This window comes from Streptomyces litmocidini (genome assembly GCF_014649755.1).
In the GTDB taxonomy this organism is placed as follows: domain Bacteria; phylum Actinomycetota; class Actinomycetes; order Streptomycetales; family Streptomycetaceae; genus Streptomyces; species Streptomyces litmocidini.
In genome coordinates this window covers 696377-709108 of record NZ_BMTQ01000002.1, presented here as the reverse complement: position 1 = coordinate 709108, position 12732 = coordinate 696377, and the positions used below count along the sequence as shown (strand labels likewise).

General features: G+C 73.3%; 13 protein-coding genes. 3 read left to right on the top strand and 10 right to left on the bottom strand.

Features of this window, described 5'->3' with window-relative positions; genetic code table 11:
- On the top strand, positions 1-250 hold a 250-nt coding region (locus IE180_RS36175; RefSeq protein WP_229860324.1), incomplete at its 5' end, for a hypothetical protein.
- Positions 251-520: 270 nt separating this feature from the next.
- Here the strand turns inward: IE180_RS36175 and IE180_RS06615 are convergent.
- A complete protein-coding gene (locus IE180_RS06615; protein WP_190155778.1) occupies positions 521-1567 on the bottom strand; it encodes a GlxA family transcriptional regulator in 1047 nt (348 codons plus the stop codon).
- A gap of 45 nt (positions 1568-1612) precedes the next feature.
- Between IE180_RS06615 and IE180_RS06610 the strand changes: the two genes are divergently transcribed.
- On the top strand, positions 1613-2200 hold the full coding sequence (locus IE180_RS06610) for a cysteine hydrolase family protein (RefSeq protein WP_190155777.1): 588 nt from the start codon (positions 1613-1615) through the stop codon (positions 2198-2200).
- On the opposite strand, the gene proC is transcribed toward IE180_RS06610, so the two are convergent.
- The 5 genes from proC to IE180_RS06585 form a co-directional block, all read right to left on the bottom strand.
- Entirely contained in the window at positions 2201-3010 is an 810-nt protein-coding gene (gene proC, locus IE180_RS06605) for a pyrroline-5-carboxylate reductase (RefSeq protein WP_190155776.1), read from the bottom strand.
- An 84-nt stretch (positions 3011-3094) separates the two neighbouring features.
- Positions 3095-3832 carry an ABC transporter permease gene (locus IE180_RS06600; protein ID WP_190155775.1) on the bottom strand — a complete coding sequence of 246 codons (738 nt, stop codon included), beginning with the start codon at positions 3830-3832 and terminating at the stop codon, positions 3095-3097.
- On the bottom strand, positions 3829-4662 hold the full coding sequence (locus tag IE180_RS06595; RefSeq protein WP_190155774.1) for an ABC transporter ATP-binding protein: 834 nt from the start codon (positions 4660-4662) through the stop codon (positions 3829-3831). The genes IE180_RS06600 and IE180_RS06595 overlap by 4 nt, the downstream gene beginning before the upstream one ends.
- A gap of 150 nt (positions 4663-4812) precedes the next feature.
- On the bottom strand, positions 4813-5313 hold the full coding sequence (locus IE180_RS06590) for a hypothetical protein (RefSeq protein ID WP_190155773.1): 501 nt from the start codon (positions 5311-5313) through the stop codon (positions 4813-4815).
- 34 nt (positions 5314-5347) lie between these two features.
- Complete coding sequence (locus tag IE180_RS06585; protein WP_373302683.1) at positions 5348-5692, bottom strand: SH3 domain-containing protein; 345 nt, start codon at positions 5690-5692, stop codon at positions 5348-5350.
- Positions 5693-5757: 65 nt separating this feature from the next.
- On the opposite strand from IE180_RS06585, the gene IE180_RS06580 reads away from it, so the two are divergent.
- Positions 5758-7917, top strand: a complete 2160-nt coding sequence (locus IE180_RS06580; protein WP_190155771.1) for a serine/threonine-protein kinase — start codon at positions 5758-5760, stop codon at positions 7915-7917.
- 113 nt (positions 7918-8030) lie between these two features.
- Here the strand turns inward: IE180_RS06580 and ilvD are convergent, their stop codons facing one another.
- From ilvD to IE180_RS06560, 4 genes are all read right to left on the bottom strand, one after another.
- Positions 8031-9884: a dihydroxy-acid dehydratase gene (gene ilvD / locus IE180_RS06575; protein ID WP_190155770.1), complete on the bottom strand. Its 1854-nt coding sequence runs from the start codon at positions 9882-9884 to the stop codon at positions 8031-8033.
- 146 nt (positions 9885-10030) lie between these two features.
- Entirely contained in the window at positions 10031-10642 is a 612-nt protein-coding gene (locus tag IE180_RS06570) for a TetR/AcrR family transcriptional regulator (RefSeq protein ID WP_190155769.1), read from the bottom strand.
- Entirely contained in the window at positions 10639-11478 is an 840-nt protein-coding gene (locus IE180_RS06565) for a sugar phosphate isomerase/epimerase family protein (RefSeq protein ID WP_190155768.1), read from the bottom strand. The genes IE180_RS06570 and IE180_RS06565 overlap by 4 nt, the downstream gene beginning before the upstream one ends.
- Before the next feature lie 313 nt (positions 11479-11791).
- Positions 11792-12724: a Ppx/GppA family phosphatase gene (locus tag IE180_RS06560; RefSeq protein ID WP_190155767.1), complete on the bottom strand. Its 933-nt coding sequence runs from the start codon at positions 12722-12724 to the stop codon at positions 11792-11794.
- Positions 12725-12732: the final 8 nt, after the last annotated feature.

Genomic DNA, 12732 nt, shown 5'->3' with positions numbered 1-12732 from the left:
CGGGACAGCCAGGCCGGAATGGGGCCGGCTGTCCACAGCGTCCTCGCTGTCGTGTGCCATCCCCGGAGGGATGGACTTTTTCAAAGGAACCTCGACCATCCAGGGGATGGACGGGGTATCAACTAATCTGGCGTTGATTTTTGGCACGCTGTTGAGTTCTCAAGGTGCGGACGCTTCCTTCGGTCCCGTTTCCGGGGCCCTCCGGGCGCTTCCTTCGTTTCCGACTCTATCAGATCCTTTCGGCGTCTGATTCCCAGTCAGCGGGTTTTGTCTTTCCGGCTGTTGGGCCGTTCCGACGAGTGAGACTTTAGCGGATTCCCCGCCCCGACGCTAATCGGGCCGCTTGCGTCCAAACCTTCGAACGCGGATTCCTCATTTCGCAAAAACACACGGAAAGCGAGACGACACGGCAAAGCGTCGTCTGCTTCTGAGGATCTTGCGGAATGGCTGTCCGGGGCCGACCGGAGTCGGTGCTCACGTCGGACAACTCGGAGAACACTACGGACCGGGGGGTTCCGTGTCAACCCTCTCCCTGAGGCGTTCCTCTGCCCGGGCGGCGGAAGGCGGTGCGGTAGTCCCGGGGGCTGGTGCCCAGGTGGGAGGCGAAGTGCTGGCGCATCGTGACCTCGCTGCCGAAGCCCGCGCGGCGGGCCACCTCGGGGAGGGGGTGGTCGGTCCGCTCCAGGAGCTTCTGGGCCGCCGCGACGCGCTGGGTGATGAGCCAGTGGAGGGGGGTGGCTCCCGTCGTGGCCTGGAAGTGGCGGGCGAAGGAGCGGGGGGACATGCCGGCGAGGGCGGCCAGGCTCGCGACGGTGTGGGGTTCGGCGAGGTGGGCCAGGGCGTGGGCGCGTACGGCGGCGAGGGCGTCGGCGTCGCGGTCGGCTCGGGGCGTGGGGTGCTCGATGAACTGGGCCTGCGTTCCCGTGCGGAAGGGGGCGGTGACCATGGAGCGGGCGACCGTCGCGGCGGCTTCGGCGCCGTGGGCGGTGCGGACGAGGTGGAGGCAGAGGTCGATGCCCGCGGCGGTGCCGGCGGAGGTCCAGATGCCGGTGTCCTCGACGAAGAGGGCGTCGGGTTCGACCCGGACGGCGGGGTGGAGGGCGGCCAGGGTCCCGGCCAGGTGCCAGTGGGTGACGGCGCGGCGGCCGTCGAGGAGGCCGGCGCGGGCGAGGACGAAGGCGCCGGCGCAGAGCGAGGCGACCGGGACGCCGGCGGTGTGGGCGCGGCGGAGGGCGTCGAGGACGGGGGCCGGGAGGTCGGCGTAGGGGTCCTCGATGCCGGGGACGACGACCAGGTCGGCGGGGGTGAGGTCGTCGAGCCAGGTGAGCGGGCGGTCGGGAGTGAGGGTGAGGCCGCCGCGGAGGGGGACGGGGGTGCCCGGGTCGGCGGCGGTTCTGCGGAGTTCGAAGGGCGGGACGCCGCGGAGGGTGCGGTCGCTGTCCCAGACCTCGGTGATGACGGAGACGTCGAAGGCGCGGATGCCGGGGAAGGAGACGAGGGCGATGCGCTGGGGGCGGGGCGCGGGGGTCTCTGACACGCTTGGCAGTAAAGCATCGATCGCTGGCATTCACCCCTCTGGGAGGGCAGAGCCGTCGGCGGGAGGATCGTGGTCATGGAGATCAACGAGAACGCAGCGCTGGTGGTCGTCGACGTGCAGAAGGGCTTCGAGTCGGAGTTCTGGGGCCGGCGGGACAATCCGGAGGCCGAGCGGAACATCGCGGCTCTGATCGACGTGTGGCAGGAGACGGGGCGGCCGGTCGTCTTCGTGCGGCACGACTCGAAGCAGGCGGGTTCGCCGCTGGAGCCGGGGACCGAGGGGAACCGGTTCAAGGACTTCGTCGAGGAGCGGCGGGGGAAGGGGTCCGGCCCCGAGCTGTTCGTGACGAAGTCCGTGAACTCCGCCTTCTACGGCGAGCCCGACCTGGACGCCTGGCTCAAGGCGGCCGGTGTCGAGCAGTTCGTGGTCGTGGGGATCCAGACCAACATGTGCAACGAGACCACCGCCCGGATGGGCGGGAACCTCGGGTACGACGTGCTGTTCCCGATCGATGCCATGCACACCTTCGACCTGGCCGGGCCGTTCGGGTGGACGCGGAGCGCCGAGGAGCTGACCCGGGCGACGGCGGTGTCGCTGCACGGTGGGCGGTTCGCCCGGGTCGTGAGCACGGAGGACGTGCTGAAGGGGGCCGGGGCCGCCTAGTCAGCTGTTGCCGGAGGCGAGCTCGCGGCTGCGGTCGCGGGCCGCTTCCAGAGCGGCGATCAGGGCGGCGCGCACGCCGTGGTTCTCCAGCTCGCGGATGGCGCTGATGGTGGTGCCGGCCGGCGAGGTGACGGCCTCGCGGAGCTTGACCGGGTGCTCGCCGCTGTCGCGGAGCATCACGGCGGCGCCGATGGCGGCCTGGACGATGAGGTCGTGGGCCTGGGCGCGGGGCAGGCCGAGGAGGATGCCGGCGTCGGTCATGGCCTCGACGAGGAAGTAGAAGTACGCGGGGCCCGAGCCGGAGAGGGCGGTGGCGGCGTCCTGCTGGGACTCGGGGACGCGGAGGGTCTTGCCGACGCCGCCGAAGATCTCCTCCGTGTGGGCCAGGTGCCCGGGGGTGGCGTGGCTGCCGGCCGAGATGACGGACATGCCCTCGTCGACGAGGACGGGGGTGTTCGGCATGACGCGGACGACGGGGGTGCCGGCGGTGAGGCGGTCCTCGATGAAGGACGTGGGGATGCCCGCCGCCGCGCTGATGACCAGGCGGTCGGCGGTGACGTGCGGGGTGAGCTCGTCGAGGAGGCGGCCCATGTCCTGCGGCTTGACGGCCAGGATGAGGGTGTCGGCGCGCTTGGCGGCCTCGGCGTTGGTGACGGTCTCGACGCCGTAGCGGGTGCGGAGTTCCTCGGCGCGCTCGGCACGGCGGGCGGTGACCAGGAGGTTCGCGGGGCGCCAGCCGGCGCGGATCATGCCGCTGAGGAGCGCTTCACCGATCTTGCCGGTGCCGAGGACTGCGACGGTCTGCGTCATGGGTCTTTCACCTCGCCGGAGGGGGTACGTGTCGCCATCCTCGCACCGGCGGGGTCGGGGGTGCGTGGGGTGTCCGAGGGGCGGTCAGGCGGTGCGGCGGCGGAGGGTGGCCGCGCCGAGGCCGAGGACCAGGACGGCGCAGCCGGCGACGACGAGGGCGTCGCGGACGAAGGCGGTGGTCATGTCGGTGTGGCGGAGGACCTCGTTCATGCCGTCGACGGCGTACGACATGGGGAGCACGTTCGAGATCGTCTCCAGGGCGGGGGCCATGCGGTCGCGCGGGGTGAACAGGCCGCAGAGCAGGAGCTGGGGGAAGATCACGGCCGGCATGAACTGGACGGCCTGGAACTCGGACGCGGCGAAGGCGGAGACGAAGAGGCCGAGCGCGGTGCCGAGGAGGGCGTCGAGGAGCGCCACCAGGAGGAGGAGCCAGGGGGAGCCGGTGACGTCGAGGCCGAGGAGGCGGACGGCGAGGCCGGTGGCCAGGACGGACTGGAGGACGGCGACGAGTCCGAAGGCGAGGGCGTAGCCGGCGATGAGGTCGGTCTTGCCGAGGGGCATGGCGAGGAGGCGTTCCAGGGTGCCGGAGGTGCGTTCCCTGAGGGTGGCGATGGAGGTCACCAGGAACATCGTGATGAGCGGGAAGATGCCGAGGAGGGAGGCGCCGATGCTGTCGAAGGTGCCGGGGCTGCCGTCGAAGACGTAGCGGAGCAGGAAGAGCATCAGGCAGGGGACGAGGAGCATCAGGGCGATCGAGCGCGGGTCGTGGCGCAGTTGGCGCAGGACGCGGGCGGCGGTGGCGAGGGTGCGGCTCGCGTTCATGGGCGGGGCTCCTCGCGGGGGGTGGGGGCGGCTTGGGCGGGGGGCGTCGTTCGGTCCGCGCGGGCGTTCGCCGCGTCCACGAGGTGCAGGAAGGCCTCTTCGACGGTGGCCGTGTCGTGGCGGCGGCGGAGGGCCTCCGGGGTGTCCTCGGCGAGGATCTCGCCCTCGCGCATGAGGAGGAGCCGGTGGCAGCGTTCTGCCTCGTCCATGACGTGGGAGGAGACGAGGAGGGTGGTGCCCCGGTCGGCGGCGATCCGGTGGAAGAGGTCCCATAGGTCGCGGCGGAGTACGGGGTCCAGGCCGACCGTGGGCTCGTCCAGGACGAGGAGTTCCGGGGTGCCGAGGAGGGCGACGGCGAGGGAGACCCGGCTGCGCTGGCCGCCGGAGAGCCGGCCGGCGAGGACGTCGGCGTGGTCGGCGAGGTCGACGTCCTCGACGGCCCGGTCGACGGCGGTGCGGCGGTCGGTGCGGTGGGCGCGGCCGGGGAGCAGGACGGCGGCGAAGTAGTCGAGGTTCTGGCGGACGGTGAGGTCGTCGTAGACGGACGGGGCCTGGGTGACGTAGCCGATGCGGGAGCGGAGGGCGGGGTCGCCGGCGGGGCGGCCGAGGACCTGGAGGGTGCCGCCGACCTCGGCCTGGGTGCCGACGACGGCGCGCATGAGGGTGGTCTTGCCGCAGCCGGAGGGGCCGAGGAGGCCGGTGATGCGGCCGGTGGGGACGGTGAAGTCCATGCCGCGGAGGACCTGGCGGCCGGCTCTCGTGGCGGTGAGGTTCTGGGCGATGACCGCCGCGCTTTCCGCGGGGTCACCCGGCGGCGCGTAATTCATCATGCGATGAATAGTGGGGCCGGGGGTGCCCCGCGTCAAGGACCCGGGGGCCGCTCATGGGGTGCGGGCCCGGGCGCGGAAGCCCGGGCCCGGCGAAGGGCGCCGTCCGTGCCCTCCCCTCCCGAGGGGCGGAAGGGGAGGGCGCACGGGGTGCTACGTGCGCTTCGGCTTCTTGCGGGCCGACGGGTTGCCCGCGCGGGAGGCGCGGCGCTTTTCGTACTGCGCCAGGGCCGTCTCGTACTCCGCGCGGTGGAGCTTCTCGCCGGGGGCCTCGACGAGGCAGCGCGCGGCGTAGGCGAGGAGGGAGCCGATGAAGCCGATGGCCTTCAGACTGCGGAGGGACTCCTCGCGGGCCGGGTCGGCCGGGCGGCGGAGGAACCCCTCCCAGGTCTTGCCGAAGGCGATGGCGCTGCAGACCGCGAACATGAGCACGACCAGCACGTCGACGACGCCGCCCACGTCCGCGATCTGCAGGCCCTCGTAGGCGAAGCGCAGCACGAAGCAGGCCGCGACGGCGGCGGCGAGCGCGCCGACGGCCAGGCCGGCGCGACGCAGCGCGTAGTGGCCGCCGCGGTCGACCCAGGTCGTGCCGAAGAAGCGGATCTCCTCCGGCTGCGGGCCGGCCTTGGCGGGGGTCTGCTCTTCGTCGCTCACGGGGTCGATTATCCCCGGGGCGCCGGAGAAGCGGTCAGGGGCAGCGCGGTGCGACCATGTCGTCGCTGCCCGTGTGGACGTACGCGTCGGAGACGTACTCGCCCGGCGCGATGTTGTCCCAGACGTTCGTGGTGCCGTACGGGCCGCTGACCCACTCGCCGTACTTCTGGCAGTAGATCGCCACCGTGGCGCCGAGCGGCAGCACCCGGACGACCGGGTACTTGGTGCTCGGGCCCGAACGCACGTTGACCCGGTAGCCCGGTGCGACCTCGTAGCGCGTGGTCATGATGTCCTCCCCCTGTGGCGCAAAAGCGCTGCGGCGAGTTTCACTCTCCGCGACGCGCAGGCTAGCAAGCCCCACCGACATCGCAGGCACCATGGACTAGGCTCCGTCGGGTCGCGCACGTGCGCGTGACGTGACGGGGACTCACACGGGGGTGGGCGATGCCACCGTTGCGCGGTACCGGTGCCGATCGGCATGCGGAGGAGCCCGAGTACGCGGGTGACTACCGCCTCCAGGCCTGCCTGGGGGCCGGCGGCATGGGCGTCGTGCACCTCGCGAGCTCCACCTCCGGGCTGCGGCTCGCCGTCAAGGTCGTGCACGCACGGTATGCGGAAGACCCCGAGTTCAGGGCGCGTTTCCGCCAGGAGGTCGCGGCCGCCCGCCGGGTCAGCGGGGCCTTCACCGCACCGGTCGTCGACGCCGATCCCGACGCCGAACGCCCCTGGATGGCGACCCTCTACGTGCCCGGCCCCACCCTGGCCGACCAGGTGAAGCGGAACGGGCCGCTGTCCCCGGCCGAGCTGCGCCGGCTCACCGCCGGACTCGCGGAGGCGCTGCGCGACATCCACCGGGCCGGGGTCGTCCACCGGGACCTCAAGCCCAGCAACGTCCTGCTGACCGACACCGGCCCGAAGGTCATCGACTTCGGGATCTCCCGGCCGGTCGACAGCGATCTGCGCACGGAGACGGGGAAGCTGATCGGATCGCCGCCCTTCATGGCGCCCGAGCAGTTCCAGCGGCCGCGCGAGGTCGGACCGGCGGCGGACGTGTTCGCGCTGGGCTCGGTGCTCGTGCACGCGGCGACGGGACACGGCCCGTTCGACTCCGACAGCCCGTACATCGTGGCGTACCAGGTCGTCCACGACGAGCCGGACCTGACGGGGGTGCCGGCGGACCTGGCGCCGCTCGTCGCCCGCTGCCTCGCCAAGGAGCCCGTCGAGCGACCGACCCCGGCCCAGATCATGCAGGCGCTGCTGCCCCCCTCGTACGCGGCCGAGGCGTTCATACCGGCGCAGCGGCGACGGCCCCTGCCCGAGGCCGGGGCCGGACCCACGCCCGCGTGGGACGCGGACACGCCGGTACGGGCCCCCGCGCCGGTCCCGCGCGGCCCGCGGGTCCGGGTCCGGCCGCGCCCGACGATCGCCGTCGCGGCCGCGCTCGCCCTGACCGCGGTGGGTCTGTACGCGGCGCTCAGCCGACCGGCGGACCGCGGGCCCGACACCCCGACGAGCCCCGCCCAGGTGGCGACCTCGTTCACCGGCTGGCACACCACGCTCCAGGAGCACGGGCCGACGGCCGCGCCCGCCTGTGCGCACGACGGGGGCGCCCTGTACTGCGCGGCCCGTGGCGTCGGGCTCGCCCGGCTCGACCCGGTGACCGGACGGGTCCTCTGGTCGCGGCCCGCGCCCGTCGGGGAGGAGGCGCCGGCCGCCCCCGTGCGCCTCGCGGACGGCCTGGTCGGGGCCGCCGACCCGCCGGGTCCCCTGCGGGCGTACGCGGCCGGGGACGGCGCCCCCGGCTGGACCGCCCGCGGGAAGCTCCCCGAGACGTACCGCCCGTCCGGCACCGCCGTCGTCCTGGCCGACGGCGTCGGCGGCATCCGGGCGGTCGACGCCCGCGACGGCGAGGAGTTGTGGCGGCACGGCCTGACCGGCTTCGGGGTGCCGCGCCCCGGGCCGTACGACGCCCCCACCGGGCTCCTCGACGTCTCCGAGGTCGCGCCGGACGGGAAGCACACCAGGGTCGGCGCGATCCGCCCCGCCACCGGCGAGGTGGTCTGGCAGCGGAACCTGGACGGGAACCTGGACCCGCTGGGCCGCACCGGCGACGGCACGCTCGTCCTCGCGTCCTTCTACGACACCTCGCTGGTCGACGCCCTCGTCCTGCTGGGACCGGGCGGTGACGGGAAGGCCGGTGCCGTCCGCACGCTGTCCCTGCCCTACCGGATCGACCTCCGGGGCATCGCCGTGCACGGCGCCGTCGTCCATCTGCTCGACGCCGACGGGCACCTCACCACCTTCGACACCGCCGCCCCGAAGGGACGGGTCCTCTGGGACCTGGAGACGGCCGCCGGGAACGTCTCCACCCCGGTCCTCGGCCCCGGCGACCGGCTCTACTTCTCCGTCCAGGACGGCCGGCTGCTGGCCGTGGACACCGCGCGCGGTGCGGTGATCGGCCAGACCCGGCCGCGCCTGCGGAACGGGCGCCTCGGATACGCGCCCCTGGTGCCCGCGCCGATGGTCGCCGGGGACCGGGTGTTCGGGACCGCGCCGGACGGTTCCGTGTTCGCGGTGGACGCGCGCGACCCGGCCTCGTGGTGAGCAGGGCCGGGACGTGACGCCCCTGCCGCGCGGTGAGCGGCCGGGGCGTGCGTACGACGGAGGGGAGCGGGCCCGTGCGGGCCCGCTCCCCTCCGTCGTACGTCCTGCCGGACTCAGCCCAGCTTCGTCACGTCCCGGACCGCGCCCTTGTCGGCGCTCGTCGCCATCGCCGCGTACGCCCGCAGCGCCGCCGACACCTTGCGCTGCCGGTTCTTCGGCGCGTACACGCCGCCGAGGGCCTCGCGGCGGGCCGCGAGGGTGGAGTCGTCGACGAGCAGCTCGATCGAGCGGTGGGGGATGTCGATGCGGATGCGGTCGCCGTCCTCGACGAGCGCGATCGTGCCGCCCGAGGCCGCTTCCGGGGAGGCGTGGCCGATGGAGAGGCCCGAGGTGCCGCCCGAGAAGCGGCCGTCGGTGACGAGGGCGCAGGTCTTGCCCAGGCCCCGGCCCTTGAGGAAGGAGGTCGGGTAGAGCATCTCCTGCATGCCGGGGCCGCCCTTGGGGCCCTCGTAGCGGATGACGACCACGTCGCCGTCCTTGACCTGCTTGTTCAGGATCTTCTCGACGGCCTCCTCCTGCGACTCGCAGACGACGGCCGGGCCCTCGAAGGTCCAGATGGACTCGTCGACGCCGGCGGTCTTCACGACGCAGCCGTCGGCGGCGAGGTTGCCGTGCAGGACGGCGAGGCCGCCGTCCTTCGAGTAGGCGTGGGCCGCGTCGCGGATGCAGCCGTTCGCGGCGTCCGTGTCGAGGGTGTCCCAGCGCTCCGACTGGGAGAAGGCGGTCGCCGAGCGGACGCAGCCGGGGGCCGCGTGCCACAGCTCGACGGCCTCCTCGGAGGGGGAGCCGCCGCGCACGTCCCAGGTCTCCAGCCACTGCTTGACGGAGGGCGAGTGGACGGCGTGGACGTCCTCGTTCAGCAGGCCCGCGCGGTAGAGCTCGCCGAGGATGGCGGGGATGCCGCCGGCCCGGTGCACGTCCTCCATGTAGTACGTGCGGTCCTTGGCGACGTTCGGGGCGACCTTGGCCAGGCAGGGCACGCGGCGCGAGACCTCGTCCATGTCCGGCAGGCCGTAGTCGAGCTCGGCCTCCTGGGCGGCGGCGAGCAGGTGCAGGATCGTGTTGGTGGAGCCGCCCATGGCGATGTCGAGGGCCATGGCGTTCTCGAAGGCGCCGCGGGTGGCGATCGAGCGCGGCAGGACGGAGTCGTCGTCCTCGTCGTAGTAGCGGCGGGTGAGGTCCACGACCGTGCGGGCCGCGTTCTCGTACAGCGCCCTGCGGGCGGTGTGGGTGGCGAGCACCGTGCCGTTGCCGGGCAGGGAGAGGCCGATCGCCTCGGTCAGGCAGTTCATCGAGTTGGCGGTGAACATGCCGGAACAGGAACCGCAGGTGGGACAGGCGTTCTCCTCGATGCGGGAGATGTCCTCGTCCGAGATCTTCGGGTTCACCGCGTCGGAGATCGCGTCGACCAGGTCGAGCGTGCGGACCGAGCCGTCGACGAGGGTGGCGCGGCCGGACTCCATCGGGCCGCCGGAGACGAAGACCGTCGGGATGTTGAGGCGCAGGGCGGCCATCAGCATGCCGGGGGTGATCTTGTCGCAGTTGGAGATGCAGATGAGGGCGTCGGCGCAGTGCGCCTCGACCATGTACTCCACGCTGTCCGCGATCAGGTCGCGGGAGGGCAGGCTGTAGAGCATGCCGCCGTGGCCCATGGCGATGCCGTCGTCGACGGCGATCGTGTTGAACTCGCGGGCGATGCCGCCGGCGGCGGTGATGGCCTCGGAGACGATCCGGCCGACCGGCTGGAGGTGGGTGTGTCCGGGGACGAACTCGGTGAAGGAGTTGGCCACGGCGATGATCGGCTTCCGGCCGATGTCCGCGCCGGGTACACCGGAGGCGCGCATAAGGGCGCGGGCGCCCGCCATGTTGCGGCCGTGGGTGACAGTGCGGGACCTCAGCTGGGGCATCGTCGCTCGCTCCTCGTGACGGGTGTGCTTGTTCTCGAGCGTACGCCCGCGCTCCAAGATCTGGACGGGGTGTCCGGAATGCGGGACGGTTGTTCAGGTCCCGGACGCCCCGGTCCGGCTCCCCTCACGCCTCCGTGGGACTCCGGTCAGGCTTCCGTCAGATAGCGCTGGAGCGTCGGGGCCACCTGCTCGACGATCCGGTCCGGATCCGCCGAGGCCAGCGGCTCGACCTGGATCACGTACCGCATGATCACGATCCCGATCATGTGCGAGGCGGCCAGCTCCGCGCGGAAGCCCGGGTCCGGCACGTCCAGCTCGGCCGCGATCCGCTCCAGGAGCCGGCGCAGCACGAAGGTCCGCAGCACCTTGGCCGCCGCCTCGTGGGTCAGCGCCGAGCGGACGATCGCGAGGAGCGGGGCGCGGGAGGCCGGGTTCTCCCAGACGCCGATGAAGAAGCGCACGAGCCGTTCGCCGATGGCCTCGCGCGGGCCGCCGAGGATCGCCGGGACGACGACCGTGGGCTCGAAGGAGACCTCGATCGCGGCGGCGAAGACCTCGTCCTTCGTGCCGAAGTAGTGGTGCACGAGCGCCGGGTCCACCCCGGCCGCCTTGGCGATGCCGCGCACCGAGGCCTTGTCGTAGCCGCGCTCGGCGAACTGGGCGCGGGCCGCTTCGAGGATGCGCTCGCGCGCGCCCGGGCCGCTCTCCTCCTCGGTACGGGACGGGCGGCCGCGCCGGCGCGGGGCCGGTTCGGTCATGGGCGGGGGGCCCGCTCGGTCGGGCGGCGGACGGCGGAGGCCAGGTGGAGGCGGGTGAAGGCCAGGGCCTCCGCGAGGTCGGCCTCGCGTTCGGCGGCTGACATCGCGCGGCGGGTGTTGACCTCGATGACGACGTGCCCGTCGAAGCCGGAGAGCGCGAGCCGCTCCAGGACCTCGGCGCAGGGCTGGGTGCCGCGCCCCGGGACGAGGTGCTCGTCCTTGGCGGACCCCTTGCCGTCGGCGAGGTGGACGTGGCCGAGCCGGTCGCCCATGCGGTCGACCATCGCGAGGGCGTCGGTGCGGGCGGTCGCGGTGTGCGAGAGGTCGACGGTGAAGTGCCGGTAGTCGTCCTTGGTGACGTCCCACTCGGGGGCGTACGCCAGCATCTCGCGGTCCTTGTACCGCCACGGGTACATGTTCTCGACGGCGAAGCGCACGTCCGTCTCGTCCGCCATCCGCCAGATGCCGGTCACGAAGTCCTTGGCGTACTGGCGCTGCCAGCGGAACGGCGGGTGCACGACGACCGTCGACGCGCCGAGCCGCTCGGCCGCCGCCCGGGCGCGCTGGAGCTTGACCCACGGGTCGGTGGACCAGACGCGCTGGGTGATGAGGAGGCAGGGGGCGTGCACGGCCAGGACCGGGACCTGGTGGTAGTCGGAGAGCCGGCGCAGCGCCTCGACGTCCTGGCTGACGGGGTCGGTCCACACCATGACCTCGACGCCGTCGTACCCGAGGCGCGCGGCGATCTCGAAGGCCGTCGCCGTCGACTCCGGATAGACCGAGGCCGTCGACAGGGCGACCTTCGCATCCGGGATGCGCACCACTGGTTCTGCCACGGGGACAGGGTACGGGGCGGGCCGGGGGCCGGAGAGTGGTTCCGGTCACGCCCGGGGCGGCGACGGGGGTGGTTTCGGCCACTCCTGGGGGCGGGGACGGCTTCGGTCGCGCCCGGGACGGCGGCGGGGGTGGCTTCGGCCACTCCTCGGGAGGGGCGGCTTCGGTCACGTCCGGGACGGCGGCGGGGGTGGCTTCGGCCACTCCTCGGGAGGGGCGGCTTCGGTCACGTCCGGGGTCGCGGCAGGGGCGGTTCGCCCCCTCGGAGCGGGAGGGGCCGGTCGCGGGCCCTGCCCACACCCCCCGTGAAACCCCTCAGTGCCCCGGCAGGTGGTCCAGGCGGCGCAGGATGACCCCCTCGCGCAGGGCCCAGGGGCAGATCTCCAGCTCCTCGACGCCGAGGAGGTCCATCGCGCCCTCCGCGACGAGCGCGCCCGCGAGGAGCTGTCCGGCGCGGCCCTCCGAGACGCCGGGGAGGGCGGCGCGCTCGGGAACGGTCATGGCGGCGAGGCGCGGGACCCACTCCTCCAGGGACTTGCGGGTCAGGATCCGCTGGACGTACAGGCCCTCGCTCGAACCGGGCGCGCCCGCGATCCTGGCGAGCTGCTTGAAGGTCTTGGAGGTGGCGACGACGTGGTCGGGGCGGCCGAAGCGGCTGAACTCGCCGACCGTACGGGCGATCTGCGCGCGCACGTGGCGGCGCAGCGCCTTCACGTCGGCGGTGTCGGCCGGGTCGCCGGGCAGCCAGCCCGCCGTGAGGCGGCCGGCGCCCAGGGGCAGGGAGACCGCCGTGTCCGGGTCCTCGTCGATGCCGTACGCGACCTCGAGGGAGCCGCCGCCGATGTCGAGGAGGAGCAGCTTGCCCGCGGACCAGCCGAACCAGCGGCGAGCGGCGAGGAAGGTGAGCCGGGCCTCCTCCTCGCCGGTGAGGACCTGGAGGTCGACGCCGGTCTCGTCCTTCACGCGCGCGAGGACCGCGTCGGCGTTGCTGGCCTCGCGGACCGCGGAGGTCGCGAAGGGCAGCACCTCCTCGCAGCCCTTGTCCTCGGCGGCCAGGAGCGCGTCCCGCACGGTCGCGATGAGCCGCTCGACGCCGTCGGGCGCGATCGCGCCCCGCTCGTCGAGCAGTTCGGCGAGCCGCAGCTCCGCCTTGTGCGAGTGGGCGGGCAGCGGCCGGGCTCCGGGGTGGGCGTCCACCACGAGCAGGTGCACTGTGTTCGAACCGACGTCGAGGACTCCGAGTCTCATGGGCGGAA

Excerpts from the sequence above, each read along its gene's own strand:
- ilvD (WP_190155770.1), bottom strand. The coding sequence starts at position 9,884 with ATGCCCCAGCTGAGGTCCCGCACTGTCACCCACGGCCGCAACATGGCG.
- IE180_RS06580 (WP_190155771.1), top strand. The coding sequence starts at position 5,758 with ATGCCACCGTTGCGCGGTACCGGTGCCGATCGGCATGCGGAGGAGCCC.
- proC (WP_190155776.1), bottom strand. The coding sequence starts at position 3,010 with ATGACGCAGACCGTCGCAGTCCTCGGCACCGGCAAGATCGGTGAAGCG.
- IE180_RS06560 (WP_190155767.1), bottom strand. The coding sequence starts at position 12,724 with ATGAGACTCGGAGTCCTCGACGTCGGTTCGAACACAGTGCACCTGCTC.
- IE180_RS06585 (WP_373302683.1), bottom strand. The coding sequence starts at position 5,692 with ATGGTGCCTGCGATGTCGGTGGGGCTTGCTAGCCTGCGCGTCGCGGAG.
- IE180_RS06615 (WP_190155778.1), bottom strand. The coding sequence starts at position 1,567 with ATGCCAGCGATCGATGCTTTACTGCCAAGCGTGTCAGAGACCCCCGCG.
- IE180_RS06610 (WP_190155777.1), top strand. The coding sequence starts at position 1,613 with ATGGAGATCAACGAGAACGCAGCGCTGGTGGTCGTCGACGTGCAGAAG.
- IE180_RS06570 (WP_190155769.1), bottom strand. The coding sequence starts at position 10,642 with ATGACCGAACCGGCCCCGCGCCGGCGCGGCCGCCCGTCCCGTACCGAG.
- IE180_RS06600 (WP_190155775.1), bottom strand. The coding sequence starts at position 3,832 with ATGAACGCGAGCCGCACCCTCGCCACCGCCGCCCGCGTCCTGCGCCAA.
- IE180_RS06595 (WP_190155774.1), bottom strand. The coding sequence starts at position 4,662 with ATGATGAATTACGCGCCGCCGGGTGACCCCGCGGAAAGCGCGGCGGTC.